Raw genomic sequence first — 22,849 nt, 5'->3', positions numbered from 1 at the left:
AATGACAGACCAAAATTACATACGACGTTGTATTTTCTTAGCGCAAAAAGCGTTAGGAAACACCTATCCCAACCCAATGGTTGGGAGCGTCATTGTTCATAATGGAAAAATTATTGGCGAAGGATTTCATCAAAAAGCAGGTGAACCGCATGCTGAAATCAACGCTATTAATTCGGTTCAAAATCCTGAACTCATCCCCGAATCGACGATTTACGTTTCGCTGGAACCTTGCGCACATTTTGGAAAAACACCGCCTTGTGCTCTAAAGATTAAAGAACTTGGATTCAAAAAAGTGGTTATTGGCGCCATGGATCCGCATGATAAAGTCAACGGAAAAGGCAAGCAAATTATAACTGATGCCGGAATTGAAGTGATTTCTGGAGTTTTAGCTGAGGAGTGTTTTCAACTCAATAAGCGTTTCAATACGTTTCATCAAAAGAAAAGACCGTACATTATTTTAAAATGGGCGGAATCTCAAGATGGGTTTCTTGATAAAAATGGAAAACCAGTCGTGATTGGAAACGCATTAACCCAACAATGGGTTCACCAAGTTCGCAGTCAAGAACACGCTATTTTAGTGGGGACAACAACGGTTCTTCATGACAATCCGACTTTAACAACACGAGAAGTTGAAGGCAGAAATCCGATTCGAATTGTTATTGATCGTCAACTTAAATTGGATGCAAACGCTTCGATATTTAACAACGAAGCAGAAACCATCATTTTGAATGAAATCAAAGATGAAAAGCAAGGACATCTTCATTTTGTAAAAGTTGAACCCAATCGGTTTTTAGAAAATGCTTTGGAGAAATTGTATGAACTTCAAATTCAATCTATTTTAATTGAAGGTGGTCGATTTACACATCAACAATTTATCGATTCTGGAATTTGGGATGAAGCTTTTATCATTCAAAATCCGAATTTGAAATTAACAGAAGGAACTCCTGCCCCGAATTTGGTTCATGCTGAAAAGTTGGAAGAAATTGCATTCGAAGATAACATCATTGTTCATTTCAAGAATTCGAAAAACTAATGCAGTCGGAATTTCAATATCAAACCATCGACAAACCTATTGAAAACACCCTTATCAAAGAAAAAGGTAGTAAATTCATTGGTTTTGCATTTCCCGTAACCAACGAGGAGGAAGTAAAAGAATGTTTGATAAAAATTCGAGAAGAACATCCCAAAGCAACACATCATTGCTACGCTTTTCGATTGGGCTTACAAGGTGAAAACTATCGAGCAAATGATGACGGTGAACCTTCTGGAAGCGCAGGATTACCGATTTACAACCAATTATTAGCGCATGAAATCACTAACGTATTGGTTATTTCGGTTCGTTATTATGGAGGCGTTAAATTAGGCGTTGGCGGTTTAGTAAAAACCTACAAAGAATCGGCAAAACTCACCTTAGACGAAGCCGAAATCGTTATCAAAGAATTAGAAACTCAAATCGAGCTGAATTTCGATTATGAACATCAAAACACGGTTTTCACATTGCTAAATAAATTTGATGCAAAAATTCTAGACTTCACCTCTACTGATCAATGTTCTATTATTGCAAGTATCAAACTAGCCCAAAAAGAAAACATCTCGGAACAACTGTCCGAGATGCATTATCTTTCTTATGATTTTTTGTAATTAGTCTCTTCTTCCGAAAAGCATCGACGCCCAATAAAGAAGTTGCGCTAGCGAACCTAAAGCTGCAACTACATATGTACGAGCCGCCCACTTCAAACTATCTTGTACACCAACGTACTCTTCAGAAGTCACCGTTCCTGTATCTTTCAACCATTTCATCGCACGATTACTTGCATCGTATTCAACTGGTAATGTAATGAAAGCGAACAACGTTGTTACTGCGAAAAGCGCAACACCAATTGCAAGAACCCACGTATTTCCAGTTGGATTAGTTACACTTTGCGATGCAATCATCACTCCAATACCCGCCATGATAACGAACTGAGATAAAGTTGAACTGATATTCACCATAGGAACTAGTTTAGATCGCAATTGCAACATAGAATATCCAACAGCATGCTGAACCGCGTGTCCTACTTCGTGTGCCGCAACTGCCGCCGCTGCTGCATTTCTTTGCATATAAACACCTTCGGAAAGGTTTACTGTTTTATTTGCTGGATTATAGTGGTCAGTTAATTGTCCTGGAACGGAAATCACCTGTACATCGTTAATTCCATTGTCACGTAACATTTTTTCCGCGATTTCTTTCCCCGAAAGTCCGTTACGTAAATGCACTTGAGAATAATGTGCAAATTTAGATTTTAATCTTGCCGAAACCATCCAGCTTAAAAGCATGGTAAGTCCGATAATAATGTAATAATCTGTCATTTTAAATACTATTTTAAGTTCTTAAAAGTATAAAAATTATGCCAAACTTCATACTTTTAAAGGCATTTCCAGTATATTTGTACTTTTGTTCCAAACATGAGCAATATTGTCATAAAAACAGTAACAAACGAATCGGAATTAATGGCATTCATTAAGTTCCCGATGACCTTATATAAAAACAATCCCTACTTTGTACCATCTCTAATATCCGATGAAAAAGACATTTGGGACCCGAAACAAAACGCTGCTCTAGCCTATTCTGAATCCAAACAATTTTTAGCTTACAAAAACAATGAAGTTGTTGGAAGAATTGCCGTAATGATTAATCATAAAGAATCTGAAGAATTAGGAATTAAGAAAGTTCGATTCGGGTGGATTGATTTTATTGATGATTTAGACGTTTCAAAAGCGCTTATCCAAACTGCAATCGATTATGCAAAATCAAAAAACATAGAAACCATCGAAGGTCCAATGGGATTCACCAATTTGGACAAAGCAGGAATGTTGACGATGGGATTTGACAAATTGGCAACGATGATTGGGATTTATAATTTTGAATACTATCCGCAACACCTTGAAAAATTAGGATTAACGAAAGAAAAAGAATGGGTAGAATTTGAACTGATGTTTCCAGAAATTTTACCAGAAAAAGTTCTAAAATTCAACCAATTAATCGCTGAAAAATACAAACTCAAAGTTCTTGAATTCAAAAGTAAGCAAGAGATTATTCCTTTAGTAGAACCCATGTTCAGGCTTTTGGACGAAACCTACAAAGGTCTTTCTACATACACTCCGATTACTGACGAGCAAATCAAAACATACAAAGAAAAATACTTCAACTTTATTGATAAAGATTATATTGTTTGTATAGAAAATGATCAAAACGAATTGGTTTCATTTGCGATTACTATGCCTTCCTATTCGAAAGCTCTACAAAAAGCAAAAGGGAAACTTTTCCCTTTCGGTTGGTGGCATTTCCTACAAGCGGGAAAGAAAAACGATCGCGCGAATTTTTACTTAATTGGAATTCACCCTGACTACCAAAGACGAGGTGTTACCTCAATGATTTTCAAAGGAATACATGATGTCTTCAAAAAGAAAGGCGTGAAGTTTTTAGAAACAAATCCAGAACTGGAAGACAACAAAAATATTCAACTTCTTTGGCAAGATTACAACCCAACGAACCATAAAAGAAGGCGCACATACATCATAAAAACAACCGACTGGAACTAAATAATCAGCTATGGAGAATCTATTCCAAACCCTACTAATGCTCGTTGCTCAGATCCCTCAATTAGCAATTACAATTGCAGCAATTGCATTCTACGTTAAGTACAAACACATCTCAAGTTTAATACTCATGATAGGAAGTATATTGAGTATTCTAAGTGGATTAGCTCACACACTGATTTTTTCAAGCTTTATCTTAAACCTAAATTCCACATCGATCAGCTCACAATCCTTTCAAACCACAATGAGTGTTATGTCTGTTGTTCAGGTTCTTTCCAACTGCATTTTTGCATTAGGCTTTGTTCTTTTCATCATTCACATCATCAAAAAAATTAAATGAAAAAGCACTTAATTATATACGCAATTTTGGTAATCATTTTCATCGCTTTTAATACCTTTGTTAAACTTGACGATGTACGACTGAATACCGCAATTAATATTTTGTTCGGAAGTGTCATTTTGGGATACATTGCCTTCATGGCCTTCATTCTCCTTAAGAAACTGGGGAAAAAGAAGTAATTTAAAATCATTCTAAATTACTCGTTGCCGCTAATAATAATCATATTTGTAGGGCGTAAACTTCGTTATAAAGTTATATTTAACTAAATTTGCACATTGAAATAATTGTGCAAAATTATGAACCTACCAGAACATTATATTCCCGTACTAATTCAAGCTGCTGTAGCTCTTGGATTTGTGGCGGTTTCACTTTTGGGAGCTCACTTTCTTGGACCTAGACAAAAGAAAACTACTACAGTAAAAAATTCCAGTTGGGAATGTGGAGTTGAAGTTGAAGGGAACGCAAGAACGCCTTTCTCCATCAAGTATTTTCTAACAGCGATTCTTTTCGTTTTGTTTGATATTGAGATCGTTTTCTTTTATCCTTACGCAGTGAATTTTAGAGAATTCGGTATGGAAGGCTTTTTAGCTGTACTTACTTTCGTTGGGGTGTTCTTTGTGGGATTCTTTTATGTTTTGAAACGAGGTGCCTTAGATTGGAATAAATAAGCGAAACCTCAATTAACTTAAATCAGAAATTATGTCAGATAACACCAATAAACTCGTAATTAGAACCGATGCTCCGGCTCCAGAAGGATACGAAGGAGAAGGATTCTTTGCGACGAAATTAAGCAGCGTTATCGGAATGGCGAGAAAATATTCTCTTTGGCCACTTCCTTTTGCAACGTCTTGTTGCGGAATTGAGTTCATGGCAACCTTGAACCCAAATTACGATGCTGGTAGATACGGAATGGAAAGAAACTCCTTTTCGCCACGTCAAGCCGACATGTTAATGGTTTGTGGAACCATTTCTAAAAAATTAGCTCCAATCTTGAAACAAGTATACACCCAAATGGCAGAGCCAAAATGGGTTATTGCTGTTGGTGCATGTGCTTCGAGTGGAGGTATTTTCGATACGTATTCTGTTCTTCAAGGAATTGATAAAATTATTCCTGTTGACGTGTACGTTCCAGGATGTCCGCCAAGACCAGAGCAGATTATCGAAGGTGTATTGCAAGTGCAAGCCCTTTGTGAAAATGAAAGTTTAAGACGAAGAGATTCTGCAGAATATCAGAAATTATTGGAGTCTTACGATATAAATTAATCCGAAAGCAAACTATTGCTTTGCAAGTGACCTAAGAATTATGACAAACGAATTTGTTCTTGAAGCCATTAACAGAGAGTTCCCAGAAGCGGTTTTAGCAACCTCGGAGCCGTATGATTTATTGACACTTGAGATCAAGAAGGAAGAAATCAAAAAGGTGATTCATCATTTAAAGAGTTCTTCACTCAACTTTATGTTCCTAACGGATATTTGCGGTATTCACTACCCTGAAAATAAAGAAAAAGAACTAGGGGTAATCTACCACCTTCACAATTTGGAAACCAATGTGAGAATCCGATTAAAGACCTTCATGCCTAGAGAAAATGCAGAAGTAGACTCTTTAGTTGATTTGTATGCAGGAGCCAATTGGATGGAACGTGAAACGTTTGATTTTTACGGAATCAATTTCAAAGGACACCCGGATTTACGTGTGATTCTTAATATGCCAGAATTGGGCTATCACCCAATGCTAAAAGAATATCGTTTGGAAGATGGAACAAGATCGGATAAAGACGATGCGATGTTCGGTAGATAAAAATAACGCTCAAAGCAGCAAGCAAATCGCTTAACGCCGAAAGCCTAAAGCACTACTATTATGAAAGACAACGAATTATCAAACATACTTAATCAATACGAATCGGAAGAACAAATTGACGGGCAATTATACACCCTGAATTTGGGCCCCACCCACCCTGCAACTCACGGTATTTTCCAAAATATCTTGACGATGGATGGAGAAAAGATACTTCACTCGGAACAAATTGTTGGATATATCCATAGAGCGTTTGAAAAAATTTCGGAAAGAAGAAACTTCACTCAGATTACAACGCTTACCGATCGTTTGAACTACTGTTCAGCTCCGATTAATAATTTCGGATGGCATATGACTGTTGAGAAACTTTTAGGTATTGAAACTCCAAAAAGAGTGGATTATCTTAGAGTAATTATTATGGAATTAGCGCGTATTGGTGACCACTTAATCTGTAACGGAGTTACCGGAATGGATGCCGGAGCGATTACGGGATTAACGTATATGTTCATCGACAGAGAGCGTATCTACGATATGTACGAGCAAATTTGTGGAGCAAGAATGACTACCAATATGGGTAGAATTGGTGGTTTCGAAAGAGACATCAATGCAAAATTCCACGAGTTGATTCAAGAATTCATCAAGAACTTCCCGAAACGTTTTGGAGAGTTCTGTTCACTTTTAGAAAGAAACAGAATCTTCATGGATCGTACGATTGGCGTTGGTGGAATTTCAGCTGAAAGAGCTTTAAGCTACGGATTTACTGGTCCAAACTTGAGAGCTGCGGGAGTTGATTATGATGTTCGTGTTGCCAATCCATATTCTTCGTACCAAGATTTCGATTTCACCATTCCAGTAGGAACTGCAGGTGATACCTACGACCGCTTTATGGTTCGTCAACAAGAAATCTGGGAATCTATTAAAATCATTAAACAAGCATACGAAAACCTTCCAGACGGACCATTCCATGCGGATGTTCCAGAATTCTATCTACCAGAAAAGGCAGATGTGTATTCTAAAATGGAAGCTCTTATTTACCACTTCAAAATTGTTATGGGTGAAACTCAAATTCCGAAAGGAGAAGTGTATCATGCTGTTGAAGGTGGAAATGGTGAACTAGGATTCTATCTTGTGAGTGATGGAGGAAGAAGCCCTTACAGATTGCATTTCAGAAGACCTTGTTTTATTTATTACCAAGCCTACCCTGAAATGATTACAGGATCTGTAATCTCTGACGCGATTGTTACCATGTGTAGCATGAACGTTATTGCTGGGGAATTAGATGCATAGTTTGTACACTGTACAACGTAAAATGTAAAAAGATTTAAATATTATTAAGTGCACTGTACATAGTACATTGTACATTTTACAAGATAAAAAAATGAGCGAAACTATTGCTTTTACACCTGACGCTTTAGAACAGGTAAAGAAAATTATCGCAAGATATCCAGAAGGAAGACAAAAATCAGCATTGATTCCTGTTCTTCATGTTGCGCAAAAAGAATTCGGCGGGTGGCTAGATGTTCCCGTGATGGATTATGTTGCTCAAGTTTTAGATATCAAACCTATTGAAGTATATGAAGTAGCAACTTTCTATACCATGTTCAACATGAAGCCTGTAGGAAAATACGTACTTGAAGTATGTAGAACAGGGCCTTGTATGGTAAGAGGAAGCGAAAAAATCCTAGATCATATCCGTACCAAACTGAATATCAAAGACGGTGAAACCACTGCTGATGGCTTATTCACTTTGAAACCAGCGGAATGTCTTGGAGCTTGCGGATATGCACCGATGTTGCAATTAGGCAAGTTTTATCATGAAAATTTAACTATCGAAAAAGTAGACGAAATCCTTGAGCTTTGCAAACAAGGAACGATTGCTTTAGACTAATAAATCAGTACAATGAGTAAAAAACTTTTACTTAAAAACGCTCACGTAGAAGGCATTAGATATTTCGATGTTTATCGAAAGCATGGCGGATACGAAGCAGCTGAAAAAGCTTTAAAAATGACTCCAGATGAAATCCTTGAAGAAGTAAAAGCTTCAGGATTAAGAGGTCGTGGTGGAGCCGGTTTCCCAACCGGAATGAAGTGGAGTTTCCTAGCAAAACCTGAAGGCGTGCCAAGACACTTGGTAGTTAATGCCGATGAATCTGAGCCTGGAACATTCAAAGACCGTTATTTAATGGAGTTCTTGCCGCATTTACTTATCGAAGGAATGTTAATTTCTTCCTTTTGCTTAGGTTCCAATGCGTCATACATCTACATCCGTGGAGAATATTCTTGGATTCCAGATATCTTAGAAGAAGCAATTGAAGAAGCTAAAAAAGCTGGCTTCCTTGGTAAAAATATCATGGGAACGGGGTACGATTTAGAAATCTACGTTCAAAGAGGAGCTGGAGCTTACATCTGTGGTGAAGAAACAGCACTTTTAGAATCTCTCGAAGGAAAAAGAGGAAACCCAAGACTAAAACCACCTTTCCCAGCTGTTAAAGGTTTATGGGAAAGACCAACCGTGGTAAATAACGTTGAATCCATTGCTGCGATTGTTCCAATTATTGATATTACAGGTGCCGAATATGCTAAAATCGGTGTCGGTAGATCAACTGGAACAAAATTAATTTCAGCTTGCGGTAACATCAACAAACCTGGAGTTTACGAAATTGATATGACCATTTCAGTTGAAGAATTTATTTATTCAGATGAATATTGTGGTGGTATCCCGAATGGTAAAAAGCTAAAAGCTTGTATTCCAGGAGGAAGTTCAGTTCCGATTCTTCCCGCAAATTTATTGCTAAGAACAATCAACGGTGAACCTCGTTTAATGAATTACGAATCCCTTGCGGATGGTGGTTTTGCTACCGGTACGATGATGGGTTCTGGAGGTTTTGAAGTTTTAGACGAAGATCAATGTGTGGTTGAACACACGATGACTTTAGCAAGATTTTACAATCATGAAAGTTGTGGACAATGTACACCTTGCCGTGAAGGTACAGGATGGATGTACAAAATCCTTAAGAAAATAGAAAATGGACAAGGAACACTTGAAGACATTGATTTGCTTTGGGATATCCAGAGAAAAATCGAAGGAAACACGATCTGTCCATTAGGAGACGCCGCAGCATGGCCTGTAGCAGCAGCGATTCGTCATTTTAGAGATGAGTTCGAATGGCATGTGAAAAACCCTGAATTATGTAAAACTCAGAATTACGGTTTAGCAAATTATGCTGACCCAATTCCGGTTCCAACAGCAAATTCATAGGAAAAATAAGGTTGAGTATTCAATCTTGAATATTAATTAAAAAGCTTTTGCTTTACGCATACCCAAATGCTAATTTTATGAGCGAAGAAGTAAAAAAGTTTACATTTACGATTGACGGACAAACTACCGAAGTGATGCCCGGAACATCGATATTAAACGCCGCAAGACAGATAGGAGGTCCTTCTGTTCCTCCAGCAATGTGCTATTATACGAAGTTGGAAACTAGTGGTGGACGATGCCGTACGTGTCTTGTTGAAGTTTCTAAAGGTTCAGAAGCCGATCCTAGACCAATGCCGAAATTGGTGGCAAGTTGCCGTACCAACGTTATGGACGGAATGGAAGTTAAAAATTTAACATCCGAAAAAACGCAGGAAGCTAGAAAAGCCGTAACCGAATTTTTATTGGTAAATCACCCCTTAGATTGTCCAATTTGTGATCAGGCGGGCGAATGTCATCTTCAAGATTTAGGTTATGAGCACGGTGTTGTGAATACCAGAACCGAATTCGAAAGAAATACCTACGAAGCTGATGATTTAGGTCCGCACATCAAATTGAACATGAATCGTTGTATTCTTTGTGCACGATGTGTATTGGCTGCAAATCAATTAACAGGTGAAAGAGAACACGGAATCCTTTTCAGAGGAGATCATGCCGAAATTTCTACGTATTTAAATAAAGCTTTAGACAACGATTTCATCGGAAACGTTATCGATGTTTGTCCAGTTGGTGCACTTACCGATAGAACATCACGTTTTGCAAGCCGTGTTTGGTTTACCAATCCGCTTAATGCAACGTGCAAGTGTGATAAATGTTCTGGTAAAGCCGTTCTTTGGATGAAAGGTGGAGAAGTTATGAGAGTTACTGCTCGTAAAGATCAATGGGGTGAAGTGGAAGAGTGGATTTGCGACGAATGTCGTTTCGAAAGAAAAAATCCTGCGGATTGGACAATTGAAGGACCAAGAAACATCGACCGTCATTCGGTTATTTCATTGAATCATTATGAGAAACCAAAGTACGAGCACCGTTTGCTGGACAATTCGGATGCGAAAGAAATCAGTTCTCAAGATGAACAAGAAGCAGAAAAGAAAATAGATAATCAATAAGAATCAATTTGTTTTAGTTTCAGCATAGAAAGAAAACAAATTTAAATTCAAACCAATTATAATGGATTTATTAACGTTTAAAGTAGTACTCGTACTGTCACTTTTCTTATTGTCACTTACCGTTGCAGCCTACTCTACTTGGGCAGAACGTAAAGTTGCAGCCATCATGCAAGACCGTGTTGGGCCAAACAAAGCTGGACCATTCGGGTTATTGCAACCTTTAGCAGATGGAGGAAAATTTTTCTTTAAAGAAGATTTCACACCTGCCAATGCCGAAAGATTCCTGTTTATCCTCGGACCAGCCTTAGTGATGTTTATCTCATTACTTACGGGAGCTGTCATTCCATGGGGCAAAACATTAAACATTGGTGGTCAGTCATTCGATTTACAAGTTGCCAATATTGACATTGGTGTTCTTTATATCATGGGTCTTGCCTCTGTTTCCGTTTATGGAATGATGATTGGAGGTTGGGCTTCAAACAACAAATACTCCCTAATTGGAGCTATTCGTGCAAGTTCACAGATGATTTCGTATGAATTAGCGATGGGACTTGCGTTGCTTTCGATTATTATGATGAGCGGATCACTCGATCTAAAAGTTATTGTTGAAGGACAAACTCACGGTAAAATTTGGGGAATTATCCCAGAAGTATCGGGTTTAAACTGGAATATCTTCTACCAACCTGTAGCTTTCGTTATTTTCTTAATTGCTTCTTTAGCAGAAGCAAACAGACACCCATTCGATTTACCAGAATGTGAATCCGAATTGGTAACAGGATATTCAACCGAATATTCGTCAATGAAATTAGGATTGTACATGTTTGGTGAATATGTAAATATGTTTATCGGGAATGCATTAATCGCCGTTCTATTCTTCGGTGGATACAACTATCCAGGAATTGATTGGGTAACTGAAAATTGGGGTGAGAACATCGCTGGAATATTGAGTATCTTCTCATTCTTAGCTAAAGTTTTCTTCGGGATCTTCTTGTTTATGTGGATCCGTTGGACGCTACCAAGATTCCGTTACGATCAATTGATGCATATCGGTTGGAAAAAAATGATTCCGTTCGCGTTGGTGAATTTAATTGTCACTGCTGCGGTAATCTTATTCTTTATGAATAAATAAAAGTAAAATTTCATTTGAATAAAGGCGAAAAGCCCAATAATCAAATCAAAATAAGATCAAAAATGAAGTTAACCAATAGATCTAAAGTTGTTTCGAACAAAAAAATGACTTTTGCGGAAAGCATCTACTTCCCTGCTATTATTCAGGGAATGGGGATTACGCTGAAGCATATGTTCAAAAAACCAGCTACTGTAGATTATCCTAATGAAGAAAGACCTAGAGCTAAGGTTTGGAGAGGACAGCACGTGTTGAAAAGAGATGATGAAGGTAGAGAGCGTTGTACTGCTTGTGGATTGTGCGCTGTTGCATGTCCTGCGGAAGCCATTACCATGACCGCTGCCGAAAGAAATAAAGACGAAAAACATTTGTATCGCGAAGAAAAATACGCTTCGGTATACGAAATCAATATGTTGCGTTGTATTTTCTGCGGAATGTGCGAAGAAGCATGTCCGAAATCTGCAATTTATCTTACGGATAGATTAGTAGATACCGAACAAAACAGAGGTTCTTTCATCTATGGTAAAGACAAATTGGTAGAGACATTGGAACAACGAATTGATGTTTCCGATAGACAAAGTGAACAACAGAAAAACTCATTAAAATAATGGATCAGATACTATTTTATTTGATTGCTGGAATCGCGTTATTGAGTGCTGGGTATTTCGTATTAGCAAGAAACCCGTTATATGCTATCCTTTCTTTGATTGTAACCTTTTTTTCAATCGCAGGAATGTATGTATTACTTAATGCACAGTTTTTAGGAATCATCCAAATCATCGTGTATGCGGGAGCTATTATGGTATTGTTCCTTTATATTCTAATGATGCTTAATCTGAATAAAGAAGATGAAAGCCGCAAACAGAACGTCAACAAAATTGGTGGTTTCTTAGCAGCAGGAATTCTTTTTATTGGGATGTTAGGCGCATACAAAGGTCTTACAGGAACTAGCGTTGCTGGTGATGGTGTAGATTCTTCTGTAGGTCTTACCAAAAACCTTGGAAAATTATTGTTTAACGAATATGTACTTCCTTTCGAGTTTGCATCAATCTTGATTCTTGCAGGTATCGTAGGAGCCGTATTAATCGGAAAAAAAGATTTATAAGATATGGATTCTGCAAATACATTTATACAAAGCGTTCCGCTAGAGCATTTCATTATCTTGAGCACCGTACTTTTCTGTATGGGAGTTTTAGGAGTGTTGCTTCGTAAAAACGCCATCATCATCCTAGGATGTGTGGAGTTGATGCTGAATTCGGTAAATCTTTTACTGGCTGCATTTTCAGCTTACAAAGGCGATGGAGACGGACAAATATTGGTTTTCTTTATCATGGTTGTTGCCGCTGCAGAAGTTGCAGTAGGTCTGGCGATTATCTCCATGATTTACAGAAATACCCGTTCGGTGGATGTAAGTATTTTTAACAAATTAAGAGGATAAGCAGGTATGGAAAATTTGGTTTACGCAATTATACTTTTACCCCTTTTTGGATTTCTTTTCAACGGTTTGTTGGGGAAGAATCTTCCGAAAATTGTGGTAGGGAGTGTCGCGACTTTGGTCGTATTTAGTTCATTTTGCATTGCTCTTTCTTTGTTTTTCAATTTTGATACCGAAGGTGGACCTGTTATTGTAAAAGCATTTGAGTGGTTCCGTGTGAACGGTGTTCAGGTTAATTTTGCATTTCAGATCGATCAACTTTCGTTGATGATGATTTTAATTATCACCGGAATTGGATCGCTTATTCACTTGTATTCTATTGGATACATGAGCCATGACAAAGGTTTTTATAAATTCTTCACGTACTTAAACTTATTCATCTTTTCCATGCTTTTATTAGTTATGGGAAGCAACTATTTGATTTTATTTATCGGATGGGAAGGTGTAGGAGTTTGTTCGTATCTATTGATCGGTTTTTGGTTCCAAAACTGGGAATACGGAAAAGCTGCTCGTAAAGCATTTATTATGAACCGTATTGGGGATTTAGGTTTGTTAATCGGCATTTTCCTTTTAGCAAAAGAAACCAACGCGGTAGATTATATCAGTATTGCTAACAATGCTTCTAATTTTGAAATGGACGGATTTATCATCCTTTTCATCACAGGAAGTTTATTTATTGGAGCGATCGGAAAATCAGCTCAGGTTCCATTATATACATGGTTACCCGATGCGATGGCTGGTCCAACACCAGTTTCAGCGTTAATTCACGCAGCAACGATGGTTACGGCTGGTATTTACTTAATTGTTCGTTCTAATTTCTTATATACATTAGCACCTTCAATGCAATCCGTAATCTTACTTGTAGGATTATTAACGGCCGCAATTGCTGCATTCTACGCATTGAGACAAAATGATATCAAAAAAGTTCTTGCCTACTCTACCGTTTCCCAACTAGGGTTTATGTTTGTAGCATTAGGTTTGGGAGCATATACAACAGCGATGTTCCACTTGATGACACATGCTTTCTTCAAAGCGTTGCTATTCTTAGGATCAGGTTCGGTTATTCACGCAATGAGTGGCGAACAAGATATGCGTTCGATGGGAGGATTGAAAAAATACATTCCGATTACGCATTGGACATTCCTTATCGGAACCTTTGCTATTGCAGGGATGCCGTTCTTCTCCGGGATGATTTCGAAAGATGAAATTTTGGTTGCTGCGTATGCAAAAAGCCCTATTTTCTGGGTAACTCTATTCATCGTAGCAGCAACAACGGCAACGTATATGTTTAGATTGTATTATTTAACATTCCACGGAGAGTTCAGAGGGACCAAAGAGCAGCAATCGCATTTGCATGAAAGTCCAATGAACATGACGTTACCATTAATCGTATTAGCGATCCTTTCCGTTGTTGGTGGATTCATCAATTTACCACACTTTATCGGTCATGGCGAATATCAAAATTTAGCAAAATGGATTCAACCGTTGATTACAGAACAAGGTTGGAGCCAGCATGAAGCAAATATTGCTTCGGTAAACTTCACAACAGAAATGATCTTGTTGGTTATTACGATTGCGATGTTCTTTGCGGTTTGGTATTTAGTTAGAAACATCTATGTAACCAAGAAAAAAGTTGCCCTACCTGAAGATCAATACCAAGGTTGGGAAAAGCTTTCTGCTCGTACGTTGTACGACAATAAAATATACAATGTCTTGTTTGTAAAAACTGTAGAAGGCCTTGGCCGTGCAGGAAAAATGTTTGATAAAGACGTTTTGGATCCCGCGGTTGATTTTATTGGTGATGGAGCCGAAGATTCGGGTAAAGCTATGAAGAAAATCCAAAACGGAAATGTAGAAAACTACGTTCTGGTAATGGCTTTGGCGATAGGAATTTTATTAATTGTTAATTTTATACTACAATAATGTATCAGTTATTAGCATTATTACTAATACCTCTTGTAGGTTCGGGATTGATTTTCGCATTCAGAAATTCAAGTAGCAAATACTTGGCTTTAGCGATTGCGTTTATCCAAATGTTTTTTTCATTCTATTTATTAGCTCATTTTAATTACGGGCCAACGGTAGATGCACCATTACAATACGAAATCCAACAACCTTGGACTACGTTTATCAAAAGTACCATTCACTTCGGTATCGATGGAATGAGTATGTTGATGGTTCTTTTAACCACTATTTTGGTGCCGTTTATTATACTTTCTGCATTCAACAGAGAAAAGCCGTATCCAAATAGCTTTTACGCATTAGTATTGCTAATGCAGTTTGGGTTAATCGGAGTTTTCACAGCACTAGACGGATTATTGTTCTACGTGTTCTGGGAAATCACTTTAATTCCGATTTGGTTTATCGCTGGACTTTGGGGTCAGGAGGATAAGAAATTCAAATTCACAACCAAATTCTTCGTTTATACGTTTGTAGGATCGTTGTTTATGCTTGCGGGATTAATCTACGTTTATGCACTTCCTGGAACAGCTTCTTTCGCTGTAACGGATTTGTATAACGCACAGATGAATTTCAATCAGCAGACCTTGGTATTTTGGTTTATTTTCTTTGCTTTTGCAGTGAAATTACCGATTTTCCCTTTCCACACATGGCAGCCTGACACCTATACATATTCACCAACACAAGGTTCCATGCTACTTTCGGGTATCATGTTGAAAATGGCTGTGTACGGATTACTACGTTATTTATTACCAATTACACCGGATGCCATCCAAGGCGTTTCTGGAGGAATTGTGATGATGCTTTGTGTATTCGGAGTTGTTTATGGAGCATTAATCGCTATCGTACAGAACGATGCTAAACGTTTAATCGCGTACTCTTCCCTATCTCACGTTGGATTAATTGCTGCAGGTATTTTTGCTTCGGCATTACTAACGGTCAATGGAACGTTCACAATTGAAGGTGGTGATGGAGCGATGGTACAAACATTTGCACACGGGATCAACGTTGTTGGTTTATTCTATTGTGCGGATATTTTGACAAAGAGATTCAAAACAAGAGATATTAGAGAAATGGGAGGTTTTGCTCGTGTAGCACCGAAATTTGCCGTTTTATTTATGATTATTTTATTTGGATCCCTAGGTGTTCCATTAACGAATGGTTTCATAGGGGAATTCATCTTGATTAAATCCGTTTTTGATTACAGTACTTTATTAGGAATTCTTTCGGGAATCACGATCATTCTTGCGGCCGTATACTTACTACGTTTTTATGCGAAAGCGATGTTCGGAAAAGGAAAAGAAGAAGTTTTGGCTACGGCAAAAGACTTATCTAATGTAGAATTTACGGTACTTGCGAGTTTGTCGGTATTCGTAATAATCTTTGGTATTTTCCCTCAAAGTATTTTGGATTTAGTAAACAGTTCACTGAAGTTCATCTACCTATCGATGGTAAATTAATTTTGATATTAAAGAAATGAATGTATTAATTATTGTTTTTCTTACCGCAATAGTAACCCTATTTACAGGAGTTTTCGACAAAGGCAAATTTGCTCGTTATGTCGGGATTCTGGGTTTACTAATCGCTTTTAGCGTAAGTTTTCAACCCGATTGCTCGTTTTTCGATCAGTACAAACACATGTTCGAATTCGGAGCCAATGCAGCCCTTTTTACTAAAATATCAATCATTGTTACCATTTTGATATTCTTCTTAGGAGGATTTGCTTTTAGCAATCACAGAAGCCACCAGTCCGAATTGTATGCGTTAATGCTTTTCGCACTTTGCGGTGGAATTCTATTATTCTCATACCAGAATTTAACGGTATTGTTCCTAGGAATCGAAATCTTATCCATCCCATTATACGTAATGGCGGGAAGTAATAAAACAGATCTTCGCTCTATCGAAGCTTCGTTGAAATATTTCTTGATGGGAGCTTTTGCAACAGGATTTTTATTATTCGGTATTGCGTTGGTTTATGGTTCTACAGGAACATTTGATATTTACGAAATCAACCTTTACGGAGCACAACACACAAAAGATGTGATGTTCATTATGGGAGCGATGTTAATGTTGGCAGGATTAGCGTTCAAAGTATCGTTAGCACCTTTCCACATGTGGAGTCCTGATGTTTATCAAGGGGCGCCATCAATCATTACGACCTTCATGGCAACGGTTGTGAAAATCTCAGCATTTTTCGCTTTCTTCAAAATGATGACCATTTGTTTTGGTGGAATCTTACCAAGTTGGATTAATGTAATCGGTGTGTTAATCATCATTACATTATTCTTAGCAAACGTTATGGGGCTTGCTCAATCAAATGCAAAAAGAATGTTGGCGTACTCTTCCATTTCACACGCAGGTTATATTGCGATGATTTTCTTTGGAATGACTAGCCTTTCTGTGTATACATTAGCATTTTACTTATTTGCGTATTCATTGTCAACAATTGGCGTATTTATGTGCTTAATTTGGGTAGAAAAAATCAAAAGAGAAACTTCATACAACGCATTTAAAGGTTTAGCGAAAACGGAACCTCTACTAGCGATTGTAACGGCTGTTTCTTTATTGTCAATGGCAGGTTTACCACTGACAGCTGGTTTCATCGGAAAATTCGGAATCTTCGCTCAAGCGATTAAAACTGCACCATTTATGGTTTTAGTTGGAGTTTTAGGTTCAGCGATTTCGATTGCGTATTATTTAAGAATTATCATTGCGATGTTCTTCTTTAAAGAAAGTAGTTTCAAAACAGCGGAAAAAGTAACCATTACGTATAATATTGTCGCAGTATTTATCATCATTGCGATTATCGTATTAGGTGTTTACCCTGATGTATTTATGATGCAATTTGGATTAAAATAAATTCCATTTTAAATAAAAAAAAAAAGAACTCTTTTTTGAAAAGAGTTCTTTTTTTTTGTCATCATTTGAAATAGTGATATCGAATTCAAACAAAATAAGTACATTTATTAAAACTTTCGTTCAATTAGAAAATTCACTTTACTTGTATTCATCGTATTTTCTGGCTTTTTATTCGCTCAAGAAAACTTCGTTAAGGAAAACTACACTAAAAAAGAGGTGTACATTCCCATGAGGGACGGCGTGAAATTATTTACGTCTATATACATTCCAAAAGACATTTCAAAAAACAGTAAATATCCTTTTCTAATGCAAAGAACGTGTTATTCAGTTGCACCTTATGGAGAGGACAAATACCGTAGTGGACTTGGTCCAAACAAGTATTTAATGAATGATAAATACATTTTTGTGTATCAAGATGTGCGTGGTCGCTATATGAGTGAAGGTGTTTTTACGAATATGACGCCTCAAGTAGAACGAAAGTCCAAAAAAGATGTGGATGAAAGTACAGATACCTACGACACGATTGAATGGTTGCTAAAAAACATTGCAAATAACAATGGAAACGTTGGTCAATACGGAACTTCGTATCCTGGTTTTTACACCGCAGCTGGAATTCTTGCCGATCATCCTGCACTAAAAGCGTCATCACCGCAAGCACCAATTTCTGATTTTTGGTTTGATGATTTTCACCATAATGGAGCCTTCTTAATGGGTTATTTTAAAACATTTCCCGTATTTGGCGTTCAGAAAACAAAAGCTGAGGACAAAGCTTGGTACAACGATAGTATGAAAAAATTGAACGAAAATGCATCTGCGGATGGTTCCCTATTCTACACTAATATGGGAACTTTGGAAGATGGCGTAAACAAATATTATGCAGATAATTTTTTCATACAAGAAGTAGTTAATCACCCAAACTACGATGAGTTTTGGCAAAAAAGAAACCTTTTACCTCATCTAAAAAATGTAAAACATGCCGTAATGACTGTTGGCGGTTGGTTTGATGCAGAAGATTTAGCGGGACCATTAAAAATTTACAAAACCATTGAGAAAACAAGTCCGAAAAGTAAAAACTCAATTGTAATGGGACCTTTCTCACACGGCGGTTGGGGAAGAGAAACGGGAAAGCATTACCATAACGATATTTACTTTGGTGATTCCATTGCAACCTATTATCAAAAAAACTTAGAAACACCTTTCTTCACCCACTATTTGAAAGATTCAAAAACCGCAATAAACATTCCTGAAGCTGCAATGTATGATACGGGCAAAAAAGAATGGAAATCTTTTGAAAACTGGCCTCCAAAGCAAGCGATAAAAGTGAATTATTACTTAAGAGCAGATGGGGGATTGAGTCCGATAAACACAAGACAAATTGCATCTACTGAATATTTCTCAGATCCAAATAAACCCGTTCCTAGTAGTGAAAACAGAAAGGAAATGAATGGATTTACCCCACGAAATTACATGAGCGAAGATCAACGTTTTACAGAAAATAGACCTGATGTTGCCACATTCACAACGGATATTTTAACGGAGGATTTAACGATTTCTGGTGAAATTCTAGCGAAGCTACGTATTGCAACAACAGGTACAGACGCTGATTTCTTTGTAAAACTTATTGATATTTATCCAGCAGATGAAAAAGCAAATCCGGACAAACCTAATATTTTGTTAGCAAATTACCACCAAATGGTTCGTAGTGAAATTATGCCTGCGCGTTTCCGTAATTCATTTGAAAAACCTGAAGCCTTGGTTCCAAACCAAGAAACAGAAGTGAAAGTTCAATTACAAGATGTTTTACACACATTCAAAAAAGGACATCGTATGCAGATTCAAATTCAAAGTACAGCGTTTCCATTGTTCGCGATTAATCCGCAAAAATTTGTAGAAAACCAATACAAAGCGAAGAAGGAAGATTACACCAAAGCATTTATTAAGATTTTCAATACGTCAACGATTGAAGTTGATGTAACCAAATAATAGATTCCAGCGGCGGCTTCGCCGCCGCTGGAACTTTGTAAGAAAATATAAAACCACTTCGGGGCGTGCTTTGCACGCCCCGAACTATTAACTCATGTTTCAGCGGGAGCAAAGCTCCCGCTGAAACCTAACTAAGTATTTTTTATTTCGAATTCTTCAAAACCTTAGCTTCCTCCCAAAGAACATCCATTTCTTGGAGCGACAAATCAGCTAATTTTAAATTTCGCTGACTAGCCAGTTCTTCCATCAATTGGAAACGTGAAATAAACTTTGCATTCGTTTTTTCCAAAGCAGAATCAGGATTTAAATCGGTAATTCGTGCATAATTAATTAGCGAAAAGAAAACATCACCCAATTCATTTTCCTTCTCTTCTTGTGAATCCGCTTCTAGAAATTCGGCAAATTCTTCTTCTACTTTTTTCCAAGCATCGTGTTCATTTTCGAAATCAAAACCAATTCCTTTCACTTTATCTTGAATTCGATACGCTTTTACCATACTCGGTAAACCTTTGGGAACACCAGCTAAAATTGATTTATTTCCTTCTTTTAACTTTAGTTTTTCCCAATTCTTCTTCACTTCTTCTTCATCTTTCACCTCAACATCACCGTAAATATGGGGATGACGGAAAATAAGCTTTTCATTAAGTGAATTAATTACATCGGCAATATCAAAACTTCCTTTTTCTGATCCGATTTTAGAATAAAAAACCAAATGCAAAAGGACATCGCCTAATTCTTTTTTAATCTCGTTTAAATCTTCATTAAGCAAGGCATCCGAAAGTTCGTAGGTTTCTTCCAAAGTAAGATGCCTAAGCGATTGTAAGGTCTGTTTTTGGTCCCAAGGACACTTCTCACGAAGATCATCCATAATATCCAACAACTTCCCAAATGCTTCTAATTTTTGCTCTTTCGTATTCATATTCTTTCTAAAATTATGACAAAAAAATGCCTAAGATTAAACTCTTAGGCAAAGGTATTATTTTAAAGTGACAAAGACTTATCCTTGCTTTCTTTGTGTACTTTTTGCAGTTGATTTTGCAGTAGAACTCACTTTTACTTTAGGAGCAACTGTTTTTGGTTTAGCTGCAGCTTTTTTTGGAGCTTCTTTTTCTGATTTTGTTTCCGCTGGATTTTCTGGATCCAATGTTTCTGGTTCTGCTTTTACAAAACTTTCTGGCGTTACATATCCTGCTTTGCTTAAGATGTTATACCACTGAGCCAATTTCTTGATATCTGAAATATAAACACGCTCTGTATCGTAGTTTGGAAGTGCTGTTGACATGAAATCCTTCAACTCACCTTCAGATGATTTGTGAGAAAGCGTTTCTTTATATTCATTTGCTTTTGCGATGTTTTCAAAAACTTCAAACAAAGGAACTTCCTTTTCAAACGTATACATTGAAATATTGTCTAAAAGACTAACTTGAGACGAGTTTCCGATGCTGATTTTCTTCTTGCTAGTCACGTCCTCAATAATAAATCCGTTTCTTAATTGAGAAACCAACTTAAATAATCCTGGTTTTCCAGAAATAGAAATGATTTTTTCTAATTGCATATTTTTAATTCTTAAGTATTCAAATTGTACATTTTCGTATCAAATAAGACACCAAAACCTATTTTGGAAATCTCATTTTATAATTCACACCCACATCACCACCGGCAATTCGCTGTAATTTCCCTTTCACCAACTTCTTTTTCAAAGCACTTAAATGATCGGTAAAAAGAATTCCGTCGATATGATCGTATTCATGCTGAATTACGCGGGCACGAATATCCGAAAAAGTATCGGTATGTTTTACGAAATTTTCATCGTAATATTCAATAACAATAGTCTCTTTACGCTTCACATCTTCACGAACATCAGGAATTGAAAGGCAACCTTCGTTAAACTTCCACTCTTCCCCGCTTTCTTCTAAAATTTGCGCGTTAATAAAGACTTTTTTGAAGGTTTTTAATTCCTCCGCAATATCTTCATAATCTTCATCTTCTGCTAATGGCGTAATATCCACAATAAAAAGACGAATATCCAAACCAATTTGTGGCGCTGCCAAACCTATTCCGTTGGCACCATTCATGGTTTCGAACATATTATCGATAAGCGTTTTCAGCTCTGGATAATCTTGATCGATATCTTTTCCTACTTTGCGGAGAACTGGGTCTCCAAATGCTCTAATGGGTAATATCATCTTTGCTTCTGTTCCAAATAATTTTGTAAAATAATCGTGGCACTTACTTTATCAATAAGTTCCTTTTGTTCTCTTTGTTTCTTGTTCTTCCCACTTTGACTAATAAAAAAAGAAGCCATTTTCGAAGTAAAACGTTCATCAAAACGAACGACAGGAATCGTTGGAAATTGCTTTTCAAACTCAGCAATAAACGTCAAAATATCGGTTTCTACTGCCGACATATTTCCTCGTAAATCCGTTGGTTGACCAACAACCAAGGTTTCTACTTTGTTCAATTGAAAATACGATTTCAAAAAATCAAAGATTAGAGGTGTTTTCACGGTCTCCAACCCGCTTGCAATAATTTGCATATCGTCCGTTGCAGCAATACCACAACGCGCTTTTCCGTAATCTACTGCAAGTATTTGTGCCATAGGCTGCAAATTTAATAAAATTATACCAACCTACAGAATATAGAAAAGACTTCTATGAAAGAAGCCTTCTCAGAAATTAATGTGAAAATTAAATGACGTATCGTTACATGGTTAGTTGGTAGTTTTTATCCACAAGCGTAGGGTTTTTAATTTTGACGTAAGTTTTTAATAATCATACTTTTCAAAGCGTCACAAGCGACATCTTAGTTTCCACTTGTGTAAAACTAATTCTTTAGAATTGAAAAAAAAATAGAACTTTTGTGTTATTTTTATGTTTTAAGAATTTATGAAAACACTGATTCTTGTACGCCACGCTAAAAGTGATTGGACACACGATGTTCCTGATTTTGATCGTCCGCTGAATGAAAGAGGACACCAAACAGCGCCCAAAATGGCGAAATTTCTACTTGACAATTCTGTGGCTATCGATCAATTTATAAGCAGTCCTGCGAAGCGTGCCTTAACGACATGTCGTTATTTTGCAGAAACGTATGGAAAACCAAAAATTAAGAAAGTAGAAGATCTTTACGAACCTCATCCTGAAGATTTTTTAAATACCATTTTGGAGGCTGATGATCAATTTCAATCCATTGCTTTGTTTTCTCACAATCCTGGAATTTCAGATTACGCTTCGTCTTTAACCGAAAACATGCTCGAATTCAGTACTTGCGCAGTCGCGATCTTCGAAATCGATTGTGACGAATGGTCTCAGTTTGAAGGAGCAGATAAAAAATTACTAGCCTTTTACAAACCAAAAGAGGTTTTTGCCAACTAAAAAAAGTAAAAAAAGCGACCGAATTGGTCGCTTTTGT

The 22,849-nt window shown here is 37.1% G+C and carries 25 protein-coding genes; 20 read left to right on the top strand and 5 right to left on the bottom strand.

What is annotated here, in order from left to right:
• Position 1: 1 nt before the first annotated feature.
• Both ribD and AC5XHR_RS11120 read left to right on the top strand, forming a co-directional pair.
• Positions 2-1,033, top strand: a complete 1,032-nt coding sequence (ribD, locus tag AC5XHR_RS11125) for a bifunctional diaminohydroxyphosphoribosylaminopyrimidine deaminase/5-amino-6-(5-phosphoribosylamino)uracil reductase RibD (RefSeq protein ID WP_495950867.1) — start codon at positions 2-4, stop codon at positions 1,031-1,033.
• Positions 1,033-1,641, top strand: a complete 609-nt coding sequence (locus AC5XHR_RS11120) for an IMPACT family protein (protein WP_495950866.1) — start codon at positions 1,033-1,035, stop codon at positions 1,639-1,641. The genes ribD and AC5XHR_RS11120 overlap by 1 nt, the downstream gene beginning before the upstream one ends.
• On the opposite strand, the gene AC5XHR_RS11115 is transcribed toward AC5XHR_RS11120, so the two are convergent.
• Complete coding sequence (locus tag AC5XHR_RS11115; protein ID WP_495950865.1) at positions 1,642-2,349, bottom strand: zinc metallopeptidase; 708 nt, start codon at positions 2,347-2,349, stop codon at positions 1,642-1,644. It lies immediately after the preceding gene.
• Positions 2,350-2,445: 96 nt separating this feature from the next.
• Here AC5XHR_RS11115 and AC5XHR_RS11110 point away from each other — a divergent pair, with 96 nt between their 5' ends.
• From AC5XHR_RS11110 to AC5XHR_RS11030, 17 genes are all read left to right on the top strand, one after another.
• Positions 2,446-3,582, top strand: coding sequence for a GNAT family N-acetyltransferase (locus AC5XHR_RS11110; RefSeq protein WP_495950864.1), 1,137 nt, complete (start codon positions 2,446-2,448; stop codon positions 3,580-3,582).
• A 333-nt stretch (positions 3,583-3,915) separates the two neighbouring features.
• Complete coding sequence (locus tag AC5XHR_RS11105; protein WP_495950863.1) at positions 3,916-4,098, top strand: hypothetical protein; 183 nt, start codon at positions 3,916-3,918, stop codon at positions 4,096-4,098.
• Between the two features lie 117 nt (positions 4,099-4,215).
• Positions 4,216-4,587, top strand: coding sequence for an NADH-quinone oxidoreductase subunit A (locus AC5XHR_RS11100; RefSeq protein ID WP_495950862.1), 372 nt, complete (start codon positions 4,216-4,218; stop codon positions 4,585-4,587).
• Between the two features lie 31 nt (positions 4,588-4,618).
• A complete protein-coding gene (locus AC5XHR_RS11095) occupies positions 4,619-5,182 on the top strand; it encodes an NADH-quinone oxidoreductase subunit B (protein WP_495950861.1) in 564 nt (187 codons plus the stop codon).
• 40 nt (positions 5,183-5,222) lie between these two features.
• Positions 5,223-5,717, top strand: coding sequence for an NADH-quinone oxidoreductase subunit C (locus AC5XHR_RS11090; protein WP_495950860.1), 495 nt, complete (start codon positions 5,223-5,225; stop codon positions 5,715-5,717).
• Positions 5,718-5,777: 60 nt separating this feature from the next.
• A complete protein-coding gene (locus AC5XHR_RS11085) occupies positions 5,778-7,001 on the top strand; it encodes an NADH-quinone oxidoreductase subunit D (protein ID WP_495950859.1) in 1,224 nt (407 codons plus the stop codon).
• Between the two features lie 91 nt (positions 7,002-7,092).
• A complete protein-coding gene (locus tag AC5XHR_RS11080; RefSeq protein ID WP_495950858.1) occupies positions 7,093-7,602 on the top strand; it encodes an NADH-quinone oxidoreductase subunit NuoE family protein in 510 nt (169 codons plus the stop codon).
• Positions 7,603-7,614: 12 nt separating this feature from the next.
• Positions 7,615-8,973, top strand: a complete 1,359-nt coding sequence (gene nuoF / locus AC5XHR_RS11075; RefSeq protein ID WP_495950857.1) for an NADH-quinone oxidoreductase subunit NuoF — start codon at positions 7,615-7,617, stop codon at positions 8,971-8,973.
• Between the two features lie 77 nt (positions 8,974-9,050).
• Positions 9,051-10,076, top strand: coding sequence for an NADH-quinone oxidoreductase subunit G (locus AC5XHR_RS11070; RefSeq protein ID WP_495950856.1), 1,026 nt, complete (start codon positions 9,051-9,053; stop codon positions 10,074-10,076).
• 61 nt (positions 10,077-10,137) lie between these two features.
• Entirely contained in the window at positions 10,138-11,205 is a 1,068-nt protein-coding gene (gene nuoH / locus AC5XHR_RS11065; RefSeq protein ID WP_495950855.1) for an NADH-quinone oxidoreductase subunit NuoH, read from the top strand.
• Between the two features lie 62 nt (positions 11,206-11,267).
• Positions 11,268-11,810: a NuoI/complex I 23 kDa subunit family protein gene (locus tag AC5XHR_RS11060; RefSeq protein WP_495950854.1), complete on the top strand. Its 543-nt coding sequence runs from the start codon at positions 11,268-11,270 to the stop codon at positions 11,808-11,810.
• The gene (locus AC5XHR_RS11055; protein ID WP_495950853.1) at positions 11,810-12,307 is read left to right on the top strand and encodes an NADH-quinone oxidoreductase subunit J family protein; all 498 of its coding nucleotides are present in this window, start codon (positions 11,810-11,812) and stop codon (positions 12,305-12,307) included. Before AC5XHR_RS11060 ends, AC5XHR_RS11055 begins: the two co-directional genes overlap by 1 nt.
• 3 nt (positions 12,308-12,310) lie before the next feature.
• Positions 12,311-12,640, top strand: coding sequence for an NADH-quinone oxidoreductase subunit NuoK (gene nuoK / locus AC5XHR_RS11050; RefSeq protein WP_495950852.1), 330 nt, complete (start codon positions 12,311-12,313; stop codon positions 12,638-12,640).
• A gap of 6 nt (positions 12,641-12,646) precedes the next feature.
• A complete protein-coding gene (gene nuoL / locus AC5XHR_RS11045) occupies positions 12,647-14,560 on the top strand; it encodes an NADH-quinone oxidoreductase subunit L (RefSeq protein ID WP_495950851.1) in 1,914 nt (637 codons plus the stop codon).
• Positions 14,560-16,056: a complex I subunit 4 family protein gene (locus AC5XHR_RS11040; protein WP_495950850.1), complete on the top strand. Its 1,497-nt coding sequence runs from the start codon at positions 14,560-14,562 to the stop codon at positions 16,054-16,056. The genes nuoL and AC5XHR_RS11040 overlap by 1 nt, the downstream gene beginning before the upstream one ends.
• 16 nt (positions 16,057-16,072) lie before the next feature.
• Complete coding sequence (locus AC5XHR_RS11035; protein WP_495950849.1) at positions 16,073-17,455, top strand: NADH-quinone oxidoreductase subunit N; 1,383 nt, start codon at positions 16,073-16,075, stop codon at positions 17,453-17,455.
• A 123-nt stretch (positions 17,456-17,578) separates the two neighbouring features.
• A complete protein-coding gene (locus AC5XHR_RS11030) occupies positions 17,579-19,438 on the top strand; it encodes a CocE/NonD family hydrolase (RefSeq protein ID WP_495950875.1) in 1,860 nt (619 codons plus the stop codon).
• 142 nt (positions 19,439-19,580) lie between these two features.
• Here the strand turns inward: AC5XHR_RS11030 and mazG are convergent, their stop codons facing one another.
• The 4 genes from mazG to ruvX all read right to left on the bottom strand — a co-directional run bounded on the left by mazG (position 19,581) and on the right by ruvX (position 22,037).
• Positions 19,581-20,357: a nucleoside triphosphate pyrophosphohydrolase gene (mazG, locus tag AC5XHR_RS11025; protein WP_495950848.1), complete on the bottom strand. Its 777-nt coding sequence runs from the start codon at positions 20,355-20,357 to the stop codon at positions 19,581-19,583.
• Between the two features lie 78 nt (positions 20,358-20,435).
• Complete coding sequence (locus AC5XHR_RS11020; protein ID WP_495950847.1) at positions 20,436-20,993, bottom strand: DUF5606 family protein; 558 nt, start codon at positions 20,991-20,993, stop codon at positions 20,436-20,438.
• A gap of 58 nt (positions 20,994-21,051) precedes the next feature.
• Positions 21,052-21,624, bottom strand: a complete 573-nt coding sequence (def, locus tag AC5XHR_RS11015) for a peptide deformylase (protein ID WP_495950846.1) — start codon at positions 21,622-21,624, stop codon at positions 21,052-21,054.
• Complete coding sequence (gene ruvX, locus AC5XHR_RS11010; RefSeq protein ID WP_495950845.1) at positions 21,621-22,037, bottom strand: Holliday junction resolvase RuvX; 417 nt, start codon at positions 22,035-22,037, stop codon at positions 21,621-21,623. The genes def and ruvX overlap by 4 nt, the downstream gene beginning before the upstream one ends.
• A 286-nt stretch (positions 22,038-22,323) precedes the next feature.
• On the opposite strand from ruvX, the gene AC5XHR_RS11005 reads away from it, so the two are divergent.
• A complete protein-coding gene (locus tag AC5XHR_RS11005) occupies positions 22,324-22,812 on the top strand; it encodes a SixA phosphatase family protein (RefSeq protein WP_495950844.1) in 489 nt (162 codons plus the stop codon).
• Positions 22,813-22,849: the final 37 nt, after the last annotated feature.

This window comes from Kaistella sp. CFF1-2 (assembly GCF_059509915.1).
The sequence above is the reverse complement of the archived record's forward strand: the minus strand, read 5'-3'. Positions and strand labels throughout refer to the sequence as shown.

Excerpts from the sequence above, each read along its gene's own strand:
- ribD (WP_495950867.1), top strand. The coding sequence starts at position 2 with ATGACAGACCAAAATTACATACGACGTTGTATTTTCTTAGCGCAAAAA.
- AC5XHR_RS11120 (WP_495950866.1), top strand. The coding sequence starts at position 1,033 with ATGCAGTCGGAATTTCAATATCAAACCATCGACAAACCTATTGAAAAC.
- AC5XHR_RS11115 (WP_495950865.1), bottom strand. The coding sequence starts at position 2,349 with ATGACAGATTATTACATTATTATCGGACTTACCATGCTTTTAAGCTGG.
- AC5XHR_RS11110 (WP_495950864.1), top strand. The coding sequence starts at position 2,446 with ATGAGCAATATTGTCATAAAAACAGTAACAAACGAATCGGAATTAATG.
- AC5XHR_RS11105 (WP_495950863.1), top strand. The coding sequence starts at position 3,916 with ATGAAAAAGCACTTAATTATATACGCAATTTTGGTAATCATTTTCATC.
- AC5XHR_RS11100 (WP_495950862.1), top strand. The coding sequence starts at position 4,216 with ATGAACCTACCAGAACATTATATTCCCGTACTAATTCAAGCTGCTGTA.
- AC5XHR_RS11095 (WP_495950861.1), top strand. The coding sequence starts at position 4,619 with ATGTCAGATAACACCAATAAACTCGTAATTAGAACCGATGCTCCGGCT.
- AC5XHR_RS11090 (WP_495950860.1), top strand. The coding sequence starts at position 5,223 with ATGACAAACGAATTTGTTCTTGAAGCCATTAACAGAGAGTTCCCAGAA.
- AC5XHR_RS11085 (WP_495950859.1), top strand. The coding sequence starts at position 5,778 with ATGAAAGACAACGAATTATCAAACATACTTAATCAATACGAATCGGAA.
- AC5XHR_RS11080 (WP_495950858.1), top strand. The coding sequence starts at position 7,093 with ATGAGCGAAACTATTGCTTTTACACCTGACGCTTTAGAACAGGTAAAG.
- nuoF (WP_495950857.1), top strand. The coding sequence starts at position 7,615 with ATGAGTAAAAAACTTTTACTTAAAAACGCTCACGTAGAAGGCATTAGA.
- AC5XHR_RS11070 (WP_495950856.1), top strand. The coding sequence starts at position 9,051 with ATGAGCGAAGAAGTAAAAAAGTTTACATTTACGATTGACGGACAAACT.
- nuoH (WP_495950855.1), top strand. The coding sequence starts at position 10,138 with ATGGATTTATTAACGTTTAAAGTAGTACTCGTACTGTCACTTTTCTTA.
- AC5XHR_RS11060 (WP_495950854.1), top strand. The coding sequence starts at position 11,268 with ATGAAGTTAACCAATAGATCTAAAGTTGTTTCGAACAAAAAAATGACT.
- AC5XHR_RS11055 (WP_495950853.1), top strand. The coding sequence starts at position 11,810 with ATGGATCAGATACTATTTTATTTGATTGCTGGAATCGCGTTATTGAGT.
- nuoK (WP_495950852.1), top strand. The coding sequence starts at position 12,311 with ATGGATTCTGCAAATACATTTATACAAAGCGTTCCGCTAGAGCATTTC.
- nuoL (WP_495950851.1), top strand. The coding sequence starts at position 12,647 with ATGGAAAATTTGGTTTACGCAATTATACTTTTACCCCTTTTTGGATTT.
- AC5XHR_RS11040 (WP_495950850.1), top strand. The coding sequence starts at position 14,560 with ATGTATCAGTTATTAGCATTATTACTAATACCTCTTGTAGGTTCGGGA.
- AC5XHR_RS11035 (WP_495950849.1), top strand. The coding sequence starts at position 16,073 with ATGAATGTATTAATTATTGTTTTTCTTACCGCAATAGTAACCCTATTT.
- mazG (WP_495950848.1), bottom strand. The coding sequence starts at position 20,357 with ATGAATACGAAAGAGCAAAAATTAGAAGCATTTGGGAAGTTGTTGGAT.
- AC5XHR_RS11020 (WP_495950847.1), bottom strand. The coding sequence starts at position 20,993 with ATGCAATTAGAAAAAATCATTTCTATTTCTGGAAAACCAGGATTATTT.
- def (WP_495950846.1), bottom strand. The coding sequence starts at position 21,624 with ATGATATTACCCATTAGAGCATTTGGAGACCCAGTTCTCCGCAAAGTA.
- ruvX (WP_495950845.1), bottom strand. The coding sequence starts at position 22,037 with ATGGCACAAATACTTGCAGTAGATTACGGAAAAGCGCGTTGTGGTATT.
- AC5XHR_RS11005 (WP_495950844.1), top strand. The coding sequence starts at position 22,324 with ATGAAAACACTGATTCTTGTACGCCACGCTAAAAGTGATTGGACACAC.